Raw genomic sequence first — 20,071 nt, 5'->3', positions numbered from 1 at the left:
TTATGACGTAAAATGGTGATGCATAAGAGGTTTTACGTTACACTTTTCACAAGTAACACTGTGAAATAAGCTCAAACATATTAAAAGATATCTCTCAAACACCTTATGACGCTCAATAAATTTTGTGCACTGATCCATTTAAATTTCTTCGCCAATCCCTTATAAGAAAAATACTCTAAAAAACTATATTCCTTCGAAAAAATTATAGTAAGTAGATTTGGTAAAATTTCCTCATAATGGATGGTATATAAAAAAGCATTTCATACCCTAAAAAACACAAAAAATAGAAAGCTACTAATAAACAGAGGAAAATAGAATATTTTATAATGTACGCTAATAGTGCTATTTATCTCAACATATATAAAATTGTTTTTTTAGATAAATTGATAAAGCTTTATAAAAATTTTTTCCCAATTTTATAGAGAAACAAAGATTACGATAATAACCGGATAAAACGCTGAACAGTATCATGCATTCCATACTCTAATGCATCAGCAATAAGCCCATGGCCAATAGAAACCTCATCAAGCCAAGGAATACTTTTGACCAGAGCAGGAAGGTTCATAAGTGTCAGATCATGCCCAGCATTCATACCTAACTGCAACTCTTTAGCTCTTCTTGCTGCTAAAACAAGTTTATTGAGCTCTTGATCTTGTTTTGTTTTATCCTGAAATTCACCACCATAAGGTCCCGTGTAAAATTCCACACGATCAGCACCCATTGCTTTAGCAATATCAAGACCATCGACAGCAGGATTAGCAAAAAGGGATACACGAATCTTTCTTTTTTTTAAATTCTGAATAATAGGTGCTAAAAATTCTGCATCATGAGCAAAATTCCACCCATGATCAGACGTTGACTGATCTGGATCATCAGGAACAAGGGTAATCTGGTCCGCATAATTTTCAGCGATATCCAAAAATTGATCACTTGGATAACCTTCAATATTAAACTCAGCCGTAGGAAAATTGTTCTTTATTAAACAGTATATATCTGACAAATCCGCAAAACGAATATGCCTTTCATCAGGGCGTGGATGAACCGTCAAACCTGCTGCTCCAGCAGCAAGCGCTATATGCCCAATATTTGTTATACTTGGCCACGGAAGATTACGTCGATTACGCAAAACAGCAACAGCATTAAGATTAACCGAAAGTTTTACCGCCATGCCCATTTCCATTTTTTTATAGTGTGTAACAAGATAGAAAAAAGGCATTTTCTATCTGAAACTGGGATGATACACACATTTTCTCTATCGAACAATCGTTAAATGCTCTGCTGCGCGGGTAATTCCCGTATAAAGCCAGCGTGCATACATATCACGAAATGCAAAACTTTCATCAAACAAAACGACGTTATTCCATTGAGAACCTTGCGCCTTATGAACCGTTAATGCATACCCATAATCAAAATCATCATATCGCTTTTTTAATTGCCATGAAATTTCTTGATCAGGGTTTTCAAACGCTGCTTTTAAAAGTTTAATCTTTGCTACCCCACGCTCACTTTCTTCTGGTTTCACAAGAAGATTAATACTTGGTTTAACGGTCTCCTTCTGTGAAGTCATCACCTTCCATAAAGAGCCATTCAACAAACCTTTAATGGGATCATTTCGCAAACACACCAGCTTATCTCCCGCTTGCGGATAATCTGCTGTAAATCCCTTTAACACACGCAAACGCTGATTATAAAGGTGGCGTGTACGATTAACCCCTACCAAGACCTGATCAGCATCCAAAACCAATTGTTGATTGACCTCTTTACGTGTAACAACGCGCGCTTCTCCATAGTCACCATAAGCAATATCGCGTCCTTCGCGCACGTCCATAGCAAGACGTATAATCGGATTATCTCGCGCTTGCCGATGAATTTCTGAAAGAAGAAAATCTGGTTCTCCATTAGAAAAAAAGCCTCCACCAGATATAGGAGGCAATTGACCTGGATCACCAAGAACAAGAATTGGCGTCCGAAAGCTCATTAAATCACGTGCCAATTGTTCATCGACCATCGAGCATTCATCAACGATAATGAGTTTAGCTTGTGCGGCAGCACTTCTTCGATTTAATGTAAATGTTGGAGCAATAGACTTTTTTCCTGTTATTTCATCGGAAACTTCCTCTTCTCCACGCGGACAATAAATTAGCGAATGAATAGTACAAGCATTGCTTGCACCTTTAGAACGCAAAACCTGCGCCGCCTTCCCTGTAAAAGCAGCAAATTGAACAGAACCATCAACTGTTTCTGCAAAATAGCGCGCAAGCGTCGTCTTACCCGTTCCCGCATAGCCAAAAAGGCGAAAAAGAGGAGAACGCCCTTCCCTCAACCACGCGGCAACAGCCTTCAATGCATTATCCTGTTCCCGTGAAAACTGCATAGTTTACCAATATAAGTTTTGCATAAAAAGAGCAGTATTTTGAAAAAAACCGACTATAAAAAAAAACTTTTTTATTAAGAATTGCTGATACACGCCCATCTAACAACTTTCGTAGCACAATTATCAATTATTTACCCATTACTTTTTCAAGATAGTGTAACAATCTAAATTTTATCTATACATCGATCTTCTTGGTAATACCTTATACTTATCGAATAAAATATCATTTTTTACAACAGTAACACCAACAATGGAATATGCATATCTTAAAGTTAAAATAACACCTAGTATACGCTTTTTATAACCAAAATTTAGAATGAGAAAAAGAGTATTGCCTTTGCAAAACCCTAGCTAGAAAAAATGTCCTTAACAGGATAAAAATAATGTAATTTTATGAATACTATTTTACACAAAAAATCAGCTTTCTTGCACATAAAAATAAAGTATATCTACTATTCTGAAATAATAATTAAATATATTAAAAACATTTTGGCAGAAATAAAAATAGCTCTCAACAAAACTACTTAATCCTATGATGATACACCTCTAAAGTTCCTATTTCCCTCTTATCATGATTTTAATAAATTTACTCTTCATGCTACAAATAACGCTTATATGAAGCACGCTTTATCTTGCACAAATATGGAGCTTTTTCTGTTTCAACAATAAAATATGGTTCGTAAATATGTCCTTCTTGATAGTCTATTATAAGAAAACTGGAACATGGTTTCAGTCCAGCGTAGCACTTCAGGTTTGTCCTCTAGAATATGAGAAAAGCGCAATTTTCCATCTACTGAGTCAAACTTTTTCTTTTTGTCGCAATGTTTTAAAGTTTATAAAAACTAACTGATTAATGCTATTCTTATTGCTATAAAATAACAATGAAATCAAGGGGGATAATTTGTTAATAGGCTTGGCGTTGTGCCAAAATATCAGCGGTAATATTGCTTTTTGTTTGTTTTAGAAATGAAATAATGAACTCAAATATTGATGAATGAAACAGGAGGTTTAAATTGAAAATATTAATTCCAGACGACTATCAAAAAGCCACCCTAACATTACAGTCTATTACAAAATTAATGAAATCACATGAAGTGCTAGTTATAAATAATTTAGCTAAAGAATGTGATTTAGAAGATAAGCTCAAAGGGATCGATATTCTGATCTTAATCAGAGAACGGACTATAGTTGATAGAAATCTTCTCCTAAAACTGCCAAATTTAAAATTGATCTGCCAAACAGGCCCTATAGGTTCACATATTGATATAGAAGCTTGTAGAGACTTGGGAATTGAAATATTAGAGGTAGTGGAGATCCAACTTCTGCTGCTGAATTTGCGTGGCTCTTAATTATGTCTGCGCGTAGAAAACTCTGTAAATCTGTATCTGATATAAAAAAAGGACGATGGCAAACAACATTTGGCAACCAAATGAAAGGAGCTACTCTTGGAATATTCGGGTTTGGGCGTATTGGTAAAATGGTTGCTCAATATGCTCAAGCTTTTGGCATGTCCATTTTGGTTTATGGGAGCGAGCGTTCAACGCAAGAAGCAAAAAATTTAGGTTATCATTTTACGCATTCAAAAGAAGAATTTTTTACACGTCCTGACATTATATCCATCCATTTACGTTTAAGTGATAAAACCAGAGAAATCATAAAATTAGATGATCTATTGAGCATGAAACCTCATGCTATTTTTGTCAACACAGCGCGTTCAGCTTTGGTTGAAAAAGGGGCGATAGAAAAAATACTCAGTTTGGAAAATTCAACTTACTTTGCACTGGATGTTTATGACAGCGAGCCAGTATATGAGAGCAAATTATTGCAATCAGATAGAGTTCTTTGCACACCGCATCTGGGCTATGTGACTGAAGAAAGCTTTGAGAATTATTTTGAAAAAGCTTGCCAAAATATAGCTTCTTTTATGAAGAGCACTTAATGCCGGCTGAGCCAATGTTTGTAAAATTTATCTTAGTATCGCTAGCGTATCAAATTTGCACGACATATAATAGCTTATTTCCTTAAATTAAGCATATTCCTTAGCTTTCATATTAATGCCAATCATATTGACAGATTTTTATGTAATCAACATAAAATACCTAATTTATTGTTGCAAGCATTATTAAAAAGGCTACTTTATTGGAATACAATTTAATTGGAGGGGGGCTGAGTGAGCAATAATAAATTTATAGAAAAAAATTATTATAGATGGATTGTATTGCTTGTTGCCACGATCGCTCAAGCATCAGCCTGCTTCTTTGTTCAAGGGATTGATCCTTTAGCTGAATTTTTTAAGAAGGATTTCTCGCTTAGCGACTCTCAGATAGGTTTACTGTCTTCATCAGCGCAGTTCCTACCTATTGGGTTACTTGTAGCAAGCTAATTACTAGACAAGTTTAACAAGCGCTATATTGTTGGAGTTGGCGCGGTCGGCGTTTCTATCGCTCTTTTATTGGGAGCAATCGCAGATAACTCTATTTCCCTTTTGGTTTGTTTGCTAATTGTAGGGGGATTTTATAGTTCTGCTCAACCTGGTGGCGCTAAATCTGTTTCGTCATGGTTTCCACAATCGCAGCGCGGATTTGCAATGGAAATAAAGCAGGCGAAGCTACCATTAAGTGTGGGGGGTATTAGCTGGGATAGTTCTTCCTACTAGTGCGCTTATCTATGGCATACAAGGTGCGTTTTTGGTCGGTGCCATCGTTTCTTTTTTAGGGGGGGATGTATATTTATTATTTTTTATCACTCACCAACAAAAGTTGTAGCTATCGCTCCAGAAAGCAAAGCAAAAGTTTCGTTCTATGCAAATGTAAAGTCTCATCTTGCGATGTTAACGGCACCGCATATGAAGAATATTATTTTCTCAGGCGTTTCACTTGTGATCGTTCCATATGTTTTAACCATTTTTATAACGATTTATTTTTATAGAATCTATCACCTGTCTTTAGCTAAAAGCGCTTATTTGTTTTTTGTTTCACAGGCTTCTGGTGCCTTAGGAAGAATTATTTTAGCAGCGTGGAGTGATCATTGTAGAAAAGGACGATTTTTTCTTGTCTTGTTTTGCATGATTGCAGTCGTTTTTGGATTTTTAATATTAATTTTGGGCATAAGTGGATCGATAATTTATTTAACTATTTTATCTGCTTGGTTAGTTTTTTGGAATGGGATGGTATGGCCCTTGGGTCGCCTATATTTTAGACTCTTCGCCGAAAGAAAGCATTGGCTTTTCTATGGATTTAGCAATGTCTATAAATCAAATCGCAATTATTACTGCTCCACCATTATTTGGATTAATCCAAGATTTTACAGACACTTATTTACTAACATGGCTGATTTTAATTATTGTTTTTTCACTTTTCTTAATAAGAAAGTAGGGAAAGATAATTGGGGAGGAAATTATAATGATCAATGAAAATACTTTTGAGTTGAGCTAAAAAATAGCATTTTCGCTGTTACCCCATAGAATATTGGCAATTCTGATGAATCAAAAGGTATCTATTACCCCTAAACCATATTTAATCTTTGAAAATCTTCCAATTGATAGACAAATTAATACGTCACCTAATCCTTATAATTTAGATGCGTCTTGTAAAAGTGGCTATATTAGCGAAAATTTAATTATGATGTTTTCTTTATTGATTGGAGAGCCTTATGCAATTAAGTTTAAAGGCGAACATATAGTAAATAACCTAGTTCCTTTAGAGGATAATAAAAAAGATTATACAGGATTAGGATCTGAAGTTGAGTTAGATTTTCATATAGAAAATGCTGCACTAAAATTTATAACGGGTTTAAATTTATCTCCTAAAGGGATCCTTTTATCTGGTGTTCACAATGATGTTGATGGTCCGTTAACGAGAATATCTGATGCACGTCTCGCTCTAAAACTTTTAAGTGAGGAGGATTTGAGGAACTTAAGGGATAATTTATATATAATTAATGTTCCCTATAGATGGAGAAGAAATGGAGTAACCTCTACAGGTAAAGTACCCATCGTTCAAGGGGACGGTGAATTCCCAGATATCAGCGCTGTTTTTTATCCAGGCATGTTAGAGCCACAGTCAAAAAAAGCCAAGGAAGCTTCAGATCATTTTAAGGCTGTATCTTTTGGAATTGATGTACAACAAGGAAGATTATTATACATTGATAATAGAATAGCTCTACACTCTAGAGATAAATTTTTTGGATCATTTGATAGTTATGAAAATCCAATGCGATAGATTCAAAGAGTGTTTGGTCTGCAGATTTATGGAATCATAGATATGTAGAACAAATAAAAGAAAGAGTATTTAATTTTCAATGTTAATGTCCTGATAATGATATAATGGTGAGTATTATTCTGGTTTATATATATTGACGATACATCTCATATGTATAGATTTTTCCCGCATAATCAGGTGAGGTTACTAGCTAATTATAAGCTATGGTGGCCAATTGATTTTCTATGGCTGCATTCGCTTTTTGTTATTTTCGCCATTCCTTTCAAGCCTCTAGGGGGATTTTCCTATCAAGCCCTTGAAAGAGCTATTTGGAGTAGTTTCATAATGCAAAACCAAAACATAGTGACAAACTTTTCTATTGTTTTCACAAGTATGACGGTTTGCATGGTTGCACCCTTCAAGCATGGTGGCTTTTTTTCTTGCACGATGAAATCTTTCATATATGAGACAACATAATTAATTTATAACAGATAATTCAATGTATTATCTAAAAAATGCAACGATATAGCTATTAATGTGAACATATGAATTTAAAAAAAACAAACATCGCGTACAAATAAATTCAAACATAATTTGGCACACGACTTATAACATTTTTTAGATAAACAAATAATAATACACCCTATGTCTTTAAACACAGAATGAAAATAATAAAATGAGTTCTAAGAATAATAGAAACTCTCCACAAAGAAGAGACAGAGATGAAGCCTCCAAAGACTTCATCATCACCATCCTTCACCATTTTGTTAACATATTCATTTTATACAAGAATCTTTCCCTCGGAAGAAATAGCATTTGCAATAGCTTCTTCGCTTGCTTCATCGGGTAATAACATCTCATTATGGGCACATCCCGATGGGATCATAGGAAAACAGTTTTCTAAATGATAAACACGACAATCAAAAAGAACAGGCTTATCACAATCAATCATCTGCTGAATTTTATCATCAAGTTCATCGGGTTTTGAACAATGAATCCCTACCGCTCCATAAGCTTGTGCCAATTTCACAAAGTCAGGCATAGATTCCGTATAAGAATGAGAAAGACGATTACCATGCAGCAATTGCTGCCACTGGCGGACCATTCCCATATACTGATTATTTAAAATGAAAATTTTCACCGGTGTGTCATGCTGAATAGCTGTTGCAAGCTCTTGAATATTCATCTGAATGGAGGCATCACCAGAAATACATACAACAAGCGCATTAGGATGCGCTATTTGAACACCTATAGCAGCAGGTAAACCATACCCCATCGTTCCAAGACCACCAGAAGTCATCCAGTGTTTTGGTTCATCAAAATGATAATACTGCGCTGCCCACATCTGATGCTGCCCGACATCCGTTGTAATATAAGCATTCGCATCTTTGGTAAGAGCATAAAGTCGTTCAAGAGCATATTGCGGCATAATGACATCTTTTTTCTCCGCATATGCCAATGAATTACGAGCTTTCCAACGGTTAATTTGCGTCCACCACGCCTCACGGACTTCACTGTTAAACGCTGGTTGTTGTATCTTTAAGAGTTGCGTCATATCTCCTAAAACACAAGCCACATCACCAATAATTGGAACTTCTGCTTTTACAATTTTATTGATAGAAGAAGGGTCAATATCAATATGAATAATACGCGCATGAGGTGCAAATGCATCAAGGCGCCCCGTGATACGATCATCAAATCGTGCTCCAACAGCTAACATGACATCACAATCATGCATGGCCATATTAGCCTCATAGGTTCCATGCATTCCAAGCATTCCAAGCCAATTTTTACCGGAAGCAGGATAAGCACCAAGTCCCATTAATGTTGAAGTAATCGGAAAATCCCCCAATTGAACCAAATTACGTAAAAGCTGTATAGCTTTCATCCCTGATGAAATAACACCACCACCAGAATAAATAATAGGACGTTTTGCCTCAACTAAAAGAGAAACGGCAGATTCAATAGCCTTAGTATTCCCTTTCAACGATGGAAAAGAATGTAAAGACTCCTGAACTTGAGGTGCTCTATAAAATCCTGAAGCAAATTGAACATCCTTAGGAATATCAATCAAAACCGGCCCAGGACGACCTGATTGAGCAAGAGAAAAAGCTTCATGAATAATAGCTGCAAGATCATTGACATTTTTAACCAGCCAATTATGCTTCGTACAAGGCTTTGTAATTCCAACTGTATCTGCCTCTTGAAAAGCATTTGTTCCAATCACCGTTGTTGACACCTGCCCAGAAAAACAAATAAGAGGTATCGAATCCATAAGAGCATCTTGCAAAGGTGTAACAGCATTCGTTGCCCCTGGACCAGAAGTCACAAGCATAACCCCTACCTTCCCTGTGCTACGTGCATAGCCTTCAGCCGCATGCCCTGCAGCTTGTTCATGACGCACCAAAATATGCTGGAGTGTATCTTGGTGATAAAGAACATCAAAAATAGGCAAAACAGCCCCACCAGGATAACCAAAAATATGTTCAACGCCTTGATCTATAAGAGCTTGAACCACTATTTCAGCGCCCGACATTATTTTTCCATCTGCACTCTCTTGCTTTCTTGGATCATTTCTCATTTTTCCCACTCACCTACTTTATAGGACAATAAAAAAGCCCCTAACGGAGCCCATAAAAAAAGCCCCCAAAGGAGCCTATTACACAACACATACTGTATGATTACCCCCATTATTCCAACGTATAAAATATATAAAAAATTCCTTGTAGAAAGATTTTTAATTCCATTGATACCATTCGTCAATAAAAAATTATATTTTCTAAAAAATTTCTTTTTCACGAATTATCTTTTATCTTTCGATAAGTTTTTTTGCAAAGCTATAACTCTTTTATCAAAAAGTAAGCATCCATTCTTCATCAAATTGATTACGAAACCATGTCATTTGTCTTTTTGCATATCTCCTCGTTTGTATTTTTACCGCTTCAAGAGCATTCTCAAAGCTTCTATATCCATCCAAATAAGCCATAAATTCAGGTACACCAATAGCCTTCATTGCTGGTAATGAAGGGGAAAGTTTAAGTTTTTTCATAGCCACCACTTCTTCTAAAGCTCCTCTTTCAATCATAGAATCCAAGCGTTTATGAATACGTTCATAAAGCAGAGGACGTGGTGGCATGAGAAGAATTTTTTCGGTCAAATTCGGCGCAATGATAGGTGTTGTTTTTTGTTTCTGCCACCAACTGAGCGTCTTACCGGTTGCATCATAAACTTCCAAAGCACGGACAATACGCTGTCTATCGTGCGAAGAAATTTTTTCAGCAACATCAGCATCAATCTGTAACAACTGGCCATAAAGACTTTCAGGTCCTTCTTGATCAAGCAGCAGACGCCATTTCTGCCGCACAACATCTGGAACATGAGGAATTTCCGCAATCCCTTCCAAAAGAGCACGAAAATAAAGTCCTGTTCCGCCAACAAAAATAACTGATCTCAAAGAAAAAGTAGCCAATAGCTTCTCAACATCACACAACCATTGCCCTACTGAGTAATTCAACGTAGGACTCACATGACCATAAAGATAATGGGGAACAATCGCAGTATCAGCCTCTCTCGGCCGTGCTGTTAAAATATTTAAAACATCATAAACCTGCATTGAATCAGTATTAATAATGAGAGCATTTTTTTCTTTAGCCATTTGCAAGGCAAGTTCTGACTTCCCACTTGCCGTTGGCCCCGCTATTAATGTAACTGTTCTCTGTGTCATGAATAGCAATTTCTCCCAATCAATAACTTATTGCAACATGCAGACACCCCCAAAGCCACTGTATTTTCTCTCCATGATCATAGAGTAAATACTTCAAACAAAAATACGAACACAAATTCTCTTTAATACAAAGAAAATCCTATGAAACTTATAAAAAAGAAAAAATGGACTTAATAACAACACCAAAGGAATTTCCAAGCATTTTTTGCTATCATAATTCAATAACAAACCACAGCTATAATAATTCTGTCCGTTAATGCCATTAAAAACATACTCTTTGTCATCATTTATGAAAATAATACTGAGTTTAATCTATACAATCAAATAGCTTTATTTTTTCCTATAAAAATAGCATGCTACGCCGGTTTATAATCAGAGCCTTATAAAGCATCATATCAATACCATTTACTTGCGCATCACAAGCAGAGATAAAAATGGACTTAAGAAAGGTGTACCAATATCTCTTATGCAGCATTTCAAAGTCTAGGCTGTTACAATATTGATAACTGAAAAATACTATGATGGCACCAATTTATACTTTATATCCAGCATAAAGATATAATGATTTCCTATAGATTTTATATTGCACAGCCCATGCTCTCTATCGTGAAATGAGCTTGAGAAACATTGGACATCACATGCCTGACTTGCAAAAGACCCCATATACTAAAGCTGCTAAAAAACAAAAAATAATTTTTCAAACATCAATCCATTAAAATCGTTACGAACCGTAACTCTCCATCTGGACGCGCAACAATAAAGAGAGCATTTTTTCGTCCAGCTTCACGTAATTTATGAATACGTCTCTTAGCCTCATCAATTGTTGTGATAGAACTCTGATTGATATCAACTATCACTTCACCAACGCGAATACGCTTTTTATCCGCTGCACTATTTTGTGCAACAGCTGTCACCACTAGTCCTCGAAGTTTATCTGAAATTGAATAACGATGACGCAAATCCTCTGTCAGTTCAGATAACGTCATGCCCATAAATTGCATTGTCACGTTTTTCGACAGATCTTGATTTTTTTTATCATCAACTTCTTCTGTATCTTCATTTGGATCTGTTTCAATCAAACGTCCAAGCTTAACTTTTACTGTTTCTTCTTGCCCATTGCGTAAAACAGTAACGTCCACCACTTTTCCTTCTGAACTTTCTGCAACTAAACGCGGCAAATCACGTGCATGCTTAATTTTGGAATTACCAAAGGAAAGAATAATATCTCCAGTTTGTAACTGGCTATTATCTACATTATTTTCTTTCGTCTGTTCTATTTTACCAGCCACCAATGCTCCCACAGCATTGTCCAATTTTAAACTTTTTGCAATATCCTCTGTTACCGGCTGAATACGAATAGCCAACCAACCACGCCTTATTTCTCCAAAATCACGCAATTGATTAATAACAGAAAGAGCCATATCCGATGGAATAGCAAATCCAATACCGATAGATCCTCCCGAAGGTGAAACAATTGCTGTATTAATGCCAATGACTTCACCATTTCTATCAAATAACGGACCACCAGAATTGCCACGATTAATTGCTGCATCTGTTTGAATAAAATTATCATAGGGACCAGCATTAAGATCACGGTTACGTGCAGAAATAATGCCAACTGTTACACTTCCACCAAAACCATAAGGATTTCCAATAGCCATAACCCAATCACCAATACGTGCCTTTTCTGAATCACCAAAACGCACAGCTTTTAATTTTTTACTTCCTGCATCGACTTGAAGCAACGCCAAATCAGTTTTGCTATCCTTTCCAAGAAGCTTTGCCTTTAGTTTTGTACCATCCGTAAAATTAACTTCAATATCATCAGCATCAACGATAACGTGATAATTTGTAACAATAATCCCTTTTTGCGCATCAATCACAAAACCAGACCCTAAAGAACGCACCTTTTGAAATTGACTATCTTTTTGACCATCTTTAGGTGTAAAGAAATCACTAAAATATTCCTCCAACAATGAATCTTTTGGGATAATGGGTACCGCAGTATTTTCATCCTGTTCTGTTCCTTCAACAGTCTGCGCCGTGGAAATATTCACAACTGTTTCCAAAAGCTCAGAAGCTAAATCAGGAATAGAAAGCAATGCCTTGCTTGTCTCGGCTCCCCAAGACAAACTCACTGATCCAGATAGAAACAAAGTCACACAAAAAACAACTCTTGTGATAAAAAACTTTAAAAACGTATTTTTACTCATGACACTTCTATCCATGACATGCCTTTAATCAAAGATGCAAAGAGCCCTACTAAATTTATCTACGTAAAACCAGCACAGCTCGATACTCTCTACCACTTTTACCATAAAAGAAAATGCTCACAGATCATTCTTTTCATGCAAAATCTCGTATCTGCAATCCATTATTTTATCTATTCTCTCCCGATTTTGGATCAGTTTTACTGAGGCCCGTATTCATTGTCGGTAAGAATGCTTTATTTGCCTGCGGCGGATTACGAAAATAGAAAAAGAAATCCTCATTTGGAGAAATCACCATCGGTGTTTTCTCTAAATTCTTGTATTGTTCCATCGCCAACCAAAAATCGTAAAAAGACGGATTAGCCTCCCTCGCATTCAATAAAAGACGAATACTTTCAGCTTGACCTTCACCACGGGTAATTTCAGCATCACGCTTCGCAGCTGCTACAATTTCTTCATATTCACGATTAGCTTCTGCCACAATACGATCTCGCTCCTGCTGACCACGAGCTCGGATATTTTCCGCAGCAGCTTCACGTTCAGCTGCCATTTGCCGATAGACATCTTCTGAAACAGCATCAGTCAAATCGGTTTTACGAATACGCACATCAACAATGGTAATACCCAACGAACCTGCATCTACAGAAAATTGCTTCTGTACTTCAGCCATCATCGCGCCTCGTTCATCCGATAAGGCTGCTTTAAATTCTCGCTTACCATAAACAGCACGCAAAGCGTCAATAAACCGTGGTGCAAGGTTTTCACGTGCCGCAATTTGTGGACGCCCAGAAGCAATGCGCTGTAAAAACAACTTAGGATCTGTAATACGGTAAATAAAGAACGCATCCACCTCATAATACGCACCACCACGAACCTGTACAGATTGTGTAGGAACATCGTAACGCAATAACCGATTATCAACAATGATCATCTTATCGATAAAGGGCGCCTTGAAATAGATTCCAGGATTAGATTCTACCTGAACAATTTGTCCAAAACGCTTAATTGCTACTTGTTGACGAGGATAGACGATAAAAACGGACATCCACAAAATCATCAAAACAAACACTATAGCACTAAAAACAAACAAAAAGCGAGATTGCTGCATAATTAATCTCCTCCAGCAATACGAGAATCTAAGAGTAACGCAGGACGCGCTGATGTTGCCTTTACTTTTTCTGATGACTTGCTACGCAACAATTCATTCAAAGGTAAATAAGGCACCGCTGGAGAATTTGCCTGATCAAGAACCAGCTTATTTGGTGAAGAAAGAATCCGCCCCATCGTCTCCATATAGAGACGGTAGCGCGCAGCTTCTGGTGAAATCGCAGCCTCTCGAGCTATTGCCTGAAAACGTTCAGCACGCCCTGTTGCCTCTTCAACCATTTGTGCCTTTTCACCTTTTGCGATTTCCCGTGTGCGTGAAGCTTCACCATTTGCTAAACCAATTTTCGTAAAACGCACACGATTCCCCTCTTCAATCATTCTTCCACGTTCCTGCTCCGCCTGCTGAACAGAATTAAACGCAGCAGCAACCTTTGTTGGAGGAGCAGCTTCACTGATAGACACACGGCTTATTTCGACACCAAGTTGATATTTATCGACAGTCAACTGGATAATCTTTCTAACGTCATTAGCAACTTCTTCTTTCTTGTCACGTAAAACATCATCAACCGGCCGCGAACCAATGACCTCACGCATTGCACTCTCAGCAACTTGGCGGACAGTTCCCTCTTGATCATTCACATTGAATAAAAACTGACTAGGATATGAAATCCGATAGTAAACAGAAAAATTAACATTAACGATATTCTGATCACTCGAAAGCATTAAACCATCACTTTGTTGCGCTTGACCAGGCTTTCCACCAATCGCGATTGTTTTTTCCGTTAAAGGTACTTTCATATAGGTCTCAATTGGCCAAAAATGAAAATGCAAGCCATCACCAATAATGCCTTCTTTAGGGATGCCAAAGCGCAGCTCTACCGCTTGTTCATTTTGCTGAACAATATAAATTGACTGGTATAACCAAAAAAACGCAATAAGCAGAAGGAACAAAACAGAAAGACTACTTCTCCCAAATTGTTTAAACTGATCCTGCCCTTTGCGCAAAATATCATTAAGATTAGGACCATTTTCGCTACCATGATTGCCACCAGAACCAAAGATATTCTTAGCTGGTGTTTTTTTTTCACCACTGTTTTTATCGCCACTCCACGGGCCACCACCATTTTGATTTGTCCAGGGCATTATCACCTCTTTAACTGATTACCACTACTCGAACACCAACCATTTGCTTGATCTTATAGGGTGCCTATTACCTCATTATAATACAACTGATAACCCCTTCCACTTCATATTACAAAAATTATTTCCGCTCATAAACAACAAAACGTGTCGGATGACTATCTTTATCCCCTTTTGGAATATCTTGTGTTTGCACAATAGTCCACTTTTCTTTATCAAAAACAGGAAAAAAACTATCACCTTCTATAGAGGCTAAAACTTCTGTAAGGAATATTTTATCAGCCATAGGCAATCCTTGTTGAAAAATTTCCCCTCCCCCAATAATAAAAATTTCCTTTACATTATTTTGAGAAGCAACGCTTGTTGCAAGAGAGCAAGCTTGCGATAAAGAGTGAGCAACAACAGCCCCTTCAGCGTTGAAGGTACAATCACGCGTAATGACGATATTTGTACGCCCTGGTAAAGGGCGCCCAAGAGAATCCCAAGTTTTTCTTCCCATAATAATGGGCTTACCCAATGTCAAAGCTTTAAAGCGTTGCAAATCCGTTGATAAATGCCAAGGCATGGCACCTTCACGACCGATAACACCATTTTCTGCAACCGCAGCAATGAAACAAATGGAAATCATCATATTGCTACCGGCGCCTTAATATGGGATTGTGCTTCATAATTAAGCAATTCAAAATCCTCAAATTGAAAAGAAAAAAGATCTGTTACCGCTGGATTTATGCGCATACATGGCAAAGCATTTGGTCTACGAGACAATTGATATTTTGCCTGTTCAAAATGATTAGAATAAAGATGAGCATCCCCCAGAGTATGAATAAAGTCGCCTACTTTAAGACCGCTTACTTGCGCAATCATCATCGTTAACAGTGCGTAGGATGCAATATTAAATGGAACACCTAAGAAAATATCCGCCGAACGCTGATAAAGCTGACAGGACAATTTTCCCTCCGCAATGTAAAATTGAAAAAGACAATGGCACGGAGGTAAAGCCATTTCTTCTATTAATGCAGGATTCCAAGCTGATACAATCAAGCGACGAGAATCTGGCATTTCCTTAATCATTGTTAAAAGATTACTAATTTGATCAATATGGCGCCCATCAGGAGCAGGCCAAGAACGCCACTGATAACCATAAACAGGACCAAGATCTCCTTTTTCATCAGCCCACTCGTCCCAAATTGATACACCATGCTCTTTCAACCATGCAATATTTGTATCACCTTTAAGAAACCACAAAAGCTCGTAAATAATTGAACGTAAATGTAGTTTTTTTGTTGTCAACAATGGAAATCCTGCTTGTAAATCAAAGCGCATCTGATACCCAAAGATAGATCGCGTTCCAACGCCCGTCCGATCTGTACGATCAATACCCTGATTTAAAACGTGGGATAAAAGAGCCAGATATAATTTCATGAGGGTTATTATGTCCGATTCTCCTCATTATAGAAAATAAAAACTGTAAAATTCGTACAAACATAATTCAAATCTTTATCCGAAAACATCTTACACAAGAAATTATCGTGATCTGACTAAAATTTTTATGCAAAAGATAAAATACTATAGACAGCTTCTGAAGAAAAGAACATAGAGTGATAATGAACAAAAATGGTGAACGTGAAATGAAGGGATTGACTATGGAAAAACAAGAATCTTTAGCATCACATGATACGCAAAAACGTATCTGGGCTATTGTATCCAGTGCATCAGGTAATCTAGTAGAATGGTATGATTTTTATGTTTATTCTTTTACATCCATTTACTTTGCATCACAATTTTTTCCCTCAGATGGCGATGTCGTTGCACAACTTTTAAAGGCCGCTGGTGTCTTTGCTATTGGTTTTCTTATGCGCCCAATCGGCGGATGGCTCTTTGGCTTCATTGCTGACCGCTATGGACGTAAACGCTCAATGCTTATTTCTGTTGGTATGATGTGTGGTGGTTCTTTCTTAATCGCCATACTTCCTACTTATGAAACTATTGGAATGGCAGCAGCAATTCTTTTACTTTTACTCCGAATGCTTCAAGGACTTTCTGTCGGGGGTGAATATGGTACGACAGCCACTTATATGAGTGAAGTGGCACTCAAAAACCGCCGTGGATTTTTTAGCTCTTTTCAATATACCACACTGATTGGTGGACAACTTCTAGCCAGCCTGGTTATATTCATTCTAGCACTTTATCTCACAGAGGATCAACTAAAAGCATGGGGATGGCGTATTCCATTTGCCATTGGGGGCCTAGGAGCAGTTGTTGCAATTTACCTCCGTCGTACACTTCATGAAACAACCACAGAAGAAAATCGTTCTAAAAAGCAAGCTGGTAGTCTTTTAGAGCTTCTACGCAATCACAGGAAAGCTTTTTTTCTAGTTGTTGGCTTTACAGCTGGGGGATCGCTCACATTTTATACCTATACAACTTATATGCAAAAATATCTGATCACAACCACCGGCTTTGATAAACATACTGCAACAACAATCATGACTGCTGCGCTCTTTGTTTTCATGTTACTTCAACCTGCATTTGGTTTTATGGCTGATAAAATTGGAACAAGAACTTCACTGCTTATTTGGAGTGTTTTATCTATTATCTTTACGATTCCTGGACTTCATGTAATTGGTAACACTAATGAAACATGGATTGCTCTATCAGTCATTATTGGAATGCTATGCATTATGAGCTTTTATACATCCATCTCTGGTATTGTAAAGTCAGAAATGTTTCCCGCTTCAGTGCGAGCAACAGGTGTTGGATTCTCTTATGCTATTGCCAATGCAGTGTTTGGCGGCTCTGCTGAATACGTAGCGCTTGAATTAAAAGACCTTGGATACGAATCTGTCTTCTATTTTTATATAACCGGCATGATGATTATTGCATTCATTGCGGTTCTCTTGATGCCCGATGCGCGCAAAAAAGGATATTTACAAGGAGACGATATTCATTAACTTTTGATGTTAACAAAAAAGCCCAGTATTCTGGGCTTTTTGTAATTCTTTCCCATAGAAGCTTAAAGCGCACGATTTTTTATCTCTTCAAACACCTAAAGAAGAAATTTTCTCTCCTGCATATACTGCTTATAAAAATAAACAGCTGCATATTATTATGAATAAATGCTTCTTTTGCTGAAGATAAAAAATTTTTGATTTATTTTAATACCCCCCATTCCCACTCAAAATCGAAGAAAAGTGATTATCTTTCAAGAAATTTTATCAATAATAAAGATTCCACTCATGATTTTGTTTAATACGTTCTTAATGGTACCCCTCATGAAACACAAATCCTTTCATGAAAAGTAGAAAATACAATTATATTATGAATTCGCACACTTTTTTGAGAAACATTTCTCAATATACCCAACTCCATTTCACAACGGCACCCGTGAATGACATAACGTAAAAGCCCCGTAAAATATAAACATGGTCATCACTCTCTTTACACTTAATAAAAGTGCAAGCCGCTATTATTATACTATTGACGAACTCTTAATATTGTACTCCCCCTTAACACTTAAGATCATTTCTAAAAAGTATTTTAACTGATACACCAACCTCGCATGCAATAGTCAATAACATCATTTTACGAAACAACATCAAGCATATAAACTAAAGAGTATCATATCTTCATAAATACTCTGCATATGCAAATAATTCACAATCAAACAAAAAACAATATTTCCTTAAGGATAGATTTACGCAATATAACAACACCATGAGCCCAAAACAGCACTGATAGATCTAGAAAAAATCTTTATGTTTCCCTAAAAATTTATCATGATACAATGGCGTTTTTATAATGCACATCGTAAATAGCTTTAAAAAGAAGAAAAGTTATAAATCTAAAAGGGGAATACTTCATGAATAATCAAACAACTTTAGATCCACATGATACAAGGAAACGTATTTTTGCTATTATATCCAGTGCATCCGGTAATCTGGTAGAATGGTACGACTTTTACGCTTACTCCTTTGCATCGGTTTATTTCGCTTCGCAATTCTTTCCTGAAGATGAAGATATCGTTACACAATTGTTAAAAACGGCAGGAATCTTTTTTATTGGCTTTCTTATGCGTCCAATTGGAGCATGGCTCTTTGGGTTTATTGCTGATCGTTATGGACGTAAACGCTCAATGCTTATTTCTGTTTTTATGATGTGTGGGGGCTCTTTTCTCATTGCCATACTTCCCACTTACAAAACTTTGGGAATAACAGCAGCATTCCTTCTCCTTTTTGTCCGTATGTTTCAAGGGCTTTCCGTTGGCGGTGAATATGGTACAGCCGCAACGTATATGAGTGAAGTTGCGCCCAAAAATCGTCGTGGTCTCTTTGCTTCTTTTCAATATGCAACAACGATCTCAGGTCAACTTCTGGCAAGTTTTATAATATTTATTTTAGCCATTTACCTTAACGAGGATCAGTTAAAAGCATGGGGATGGCGTATTCCCTTTGTCATTGGTGGCTTTGGAGCAATCGTTGCAATTTATCTGCGTAGCTTGCTTCATGAAACAACAACCCTCAAAAGCCGCTCTGAACAACACGCTGGTAGTCTTAAAGAACTTTTTCGTAATCATAAAAAAGCGTTCTTTTTGGTTGTTGGCTTTACAGCTGGCGGATCACTCACATTTTATACATACACCACTTATATGCAAAAATATCTGATCACAACCACTGGCTTTGATAAACAAACCGCAACAACAATAATGACTGCCGCCCTCTTTGTTTTTGTGTTACTCCAACCGCTTTTTGGTTCGCTAGCCGATAAAATTGGAGCAAGAGCTTCACTCATCAGTTGGGGTGTATTATCCATTATCTGCACCATTCCTGTACTTAAAATGATCGGGAATGCCCATAATCCATGGACAGCACTCTTAATCATTATTGGAATACTCTGTGTTATGAGTTTTTATACGTCCATTGCTGGTATCATAAAAGCAGAATTGTTCCCTGCTTCAATCCGAGCAATTGGTGTTGGCTTTGCTTTTGCCATTGGCAACGCACTGTTTGGCGGTTCTGCTGAATATGTAGCGCTTGGATTAAAAAATATGGGATACGAATCTGTTTTCTTTTTTTACATCGTTGGTATGATGGTCATTGCACTCATCTCTATTCTTCTTATGCCTGATATAGATAAAGGAGGATATCTCGATAAAGACGATAGACTTCATTAAACTTATTTTCTGGATAAAAAAAGCCCAAGAAATTGGGCTTTTTTTTGATCTCCTCTCCACCCTAGTAAAGAACGAAAACCCGCCCCGCATTCGTCTTACAAACAACTCAGTTTCTCTTAAATTATCTATAGTTACTACCCTCTTTAT

At 37.0% G+C, this 20,071-nt stretch carries 17 protein-coding genes; 8 read left to right on the top strand and 9 right to left on the bottom strand.

Annotated elements, in window-relative coordinates; all coding sequences use genetic code 11:
• Positions 1-433: 433 nt before the first annotated feature.
• Positions 434-1,168, bottom strand: a complete 735-nt coding sequence (locus ACFIMU_RS05770) for a pyridoxine 5'-phosphate synthase (RefSeq protein WP_375606997.1) — start codon at positions 1,166-1,168, stop codon at positions 434-436.
• Between the two features lie 84 nt (positions 1,169-1,252).
• Entirely contained in the window at positions 1,253-2,374 is a 1,122-nt protein-coding gene (locus tag ACFIMU_RS05765; protein WP_375610512.1) for an ATP-dependent RecD-like DNA helicase, read from the bottom strand.
• Between the two features lie 1,013 nt (positions 2,375-3,387).
• On the opposite strand from ACFIMU_RS05765, the gene ACFIMU_RS05760 reads away from it, so the two are divergent.
• The 6 genes from ACFIMU_RS05760 to ACFIMU_RS05735 all read left to right on the top strand — a co-directional run bounded on the left by ACFIMU_RS05760 (position 3,388) and on the right by ACFIMU_RS05735 (position 6,594).
• Complete coding sequence (locus tag ACFIMU_RS05760; RefSeq protein ID WP_375687545.1) at positions 3,388-3,723, top strand: hypothetical protein; 336 nt, start codon at positions 3,388-3,390, stop codon at positions 3,721-3,723.
• A 2-nt stretch (positions 3,724-3,725) separates the two neighbouring features.
• The gene (locus ACFIMU_RS05755) at positions 3,726-4,313 is read left to right on the top strand and encodes an NAD(P)-dependent oxidoreductase (protein ID WP_375696886.1); all 588 of its coding nucleotides are present in this window, start codon (positions 3,726-3,728) and stop codon (positions 4,311-4,313) included.
• Positions 4,314-4,544: 231 nt separating this feature from the next.
• Complete coding sequence (locus ACFIMU_RS05750; protein ID WP_375615087.1) at positions 4,545-4,757, top strand: hypothetical protein; 213 nt, start codon at positions 4,545-4,547, stop codon at positions 4,755-4,757.
• Positions 4,758-4,784: 27 nt separating this feature from the next.
• A complete protein-coding gene (locus tag ACFIMU_RS05745) occupies positions 4,785-5,030 on the top strand; it encodes a hypothetical protein (protein ID WP_375696887.1) in 246 nt (81 codons plus the stop codon).
• A 189-nt stretch (positions 5,031-5,219) separates the two neighbouring features.
• Entirely contained in the window at positions 5,220-5,786 is a 567-nt protein-coding gene (locus tag ACFIMU_RS05740; protein WP_375696885.1) for a hypothetical protein, read from the top strand.
• A 67-nt stretch (positions 5,787-5,853) separates the two neighbouring features.
• Positions 5,854-6,594 (top strand): TauD/TfdA family dioxygenase, encoded by a 741-nt coding sequence (locus ACFIMU_RS05735; protein WP_375696884.1) that lies wholly within the window; start codon positions 5,854-5,856, stop codon positions 6,592-6,594.
• Between the two features lie 760 nt (positions 6,595-7,354).
• On the opposite strand, the gene ACFIMU_RS05730 is transcribed toward ACFIMU_RS05735, so the two are convergent.
• From ACFIMU_RS05730 to ACFIMU_RS05700, 7 genes are all read right to left on the bottom strand, one after another.
• On the bottom strand, positions 7,355-9,154 hold the full coding sequence (locus tag ACFIMU_RS05730) for an acetolactate synthase 3 large subunit (RefSeq protein ID WP_375608255.1): 1,800 nt from the start codon (positions 9,152-9,154) through the stop codon (positions 7,355-7,357).
• Positions 9,155-9,424: 270 nt separating this feature from the next.
• Positions 9,425-10,297 carry a tRNA (adenosine(37)-N6)-dimethylallyltransferase MiaA gene (gene miaA / locus ACFIMU_RS05725; protein ID WP_375608254.1) on the bottom strand — a complete coding sequence of 291 codons (873 nt, stop codon included), beginning with the start codon at positions 10,295-10,297 and terminating at the stop codon, positions 9,425-9,427.
• Between the two features lie 704 nt (positions 10,298-11,001).
• Positions 11,002-12,525 (bottom strand): Do family serine endopeptidase, encoded by a 1,524-nt coding sequence (locus ACFIMU_RS05720; protein ID WP_375606991.1) that lies wholly within the window; start codon positions 12,523-12,525, stop codon positions 11,002-11,004.
• 151 nt (positions 12,526-12,676) lie between these two features.
• Positions 12,677-13,615, bottom strand: a complete 939-nt coding sequence (gene hflC / locus ACFIMU_RS05715; RefSeq protein ID WP_375606990.1) for a protease modulator HflC — start codon at positions 13,613-13,615, stop codon at positions 12,677-12,679.
• A gap of 2 nt (positions 13,616-13,617) precedes the next feature.
• A complete protein-coding gene (gene hflK, locus ACFIMU_RS05710) occupies positions 13,618-14,757 on the bottom strand; it encodes an FtsH protease activity modulator HflK (RefSeq protein WP_375606989.1) in 1,140 nt (379 codons plus the stop codon).
• Positions 14,758-14,875: 118 nt separating this feature from the next.
• On the bottom strand, positions 14,876-15,385 hold the full coding sequence (locus tag ACFIMU_RS05705; protein ID WP_375606988.1) for a dihydrofolate reductase: 510 nt from the start codon (positions 15,383-15,385) through the stop codon (positions 14,876-14,878).
• The gene (locus ACFIMU_RS05700) at positions 15,382-16,176 is read right to left on the bottom strand and encodes a thymidylate synthase (protein ID WP_375606987.1); all 795 of its coding nucleotides are present in this window, start codon (positions 16,174-16,176) and stop codon (positions 15,382-15,384) included. The genes ACFIMU_RS05705 and ACFIMU_RS05700 overlap by 4 nt, the downstream gene beginning before the upstream one ends.
• Positions 16,177-16,397: 221 nt before the next feature.
• Between ACFIMU_RS05700 and ACFIMU_RS05695 the strand changes: the two genes are divergently transcribed.
• Both ACFIMU_RS05695 and ACFIMU_RS05690 read left to right on the top strand, forming a co-directional pair.
• A complete protein-coding gene (locus ACFIMU_RS05695; RefSeq protein ID WP_375607008.1) occupies positions 16,398-17,705 on the top strand; it encodes an MFS family transporter in 1,308 nt (435 codons plus the stop codon).
• 908 nt (positions 17,706-18,613) lie between these two features.
• Positions 18,614-19,924, top strand: coding sequence for an MFS family transporter (locus tag ACFIMU_RS05690; RefSeq protein WP_375606986.1), 1,311 nt, complete (start codon positions 18,614-18,616; stop codon positions 19,922-19,924).
• Positions 19,925-20,071 lie beyond the last annotated feature (147 nt).

This window comes from Bartonella sp. AC70YNML, from assembly GCF_042196545.1.
GTDB lineage: Bacteria > Pseudomonadota > Alphaproteobacteria > Rhizobiales > Rhizobiaceae > Bartonella.
Note: the sequence above shows the minus strand (reverse complement) of the source record. Positions and strands in the feature narration are given on the sequence as shown.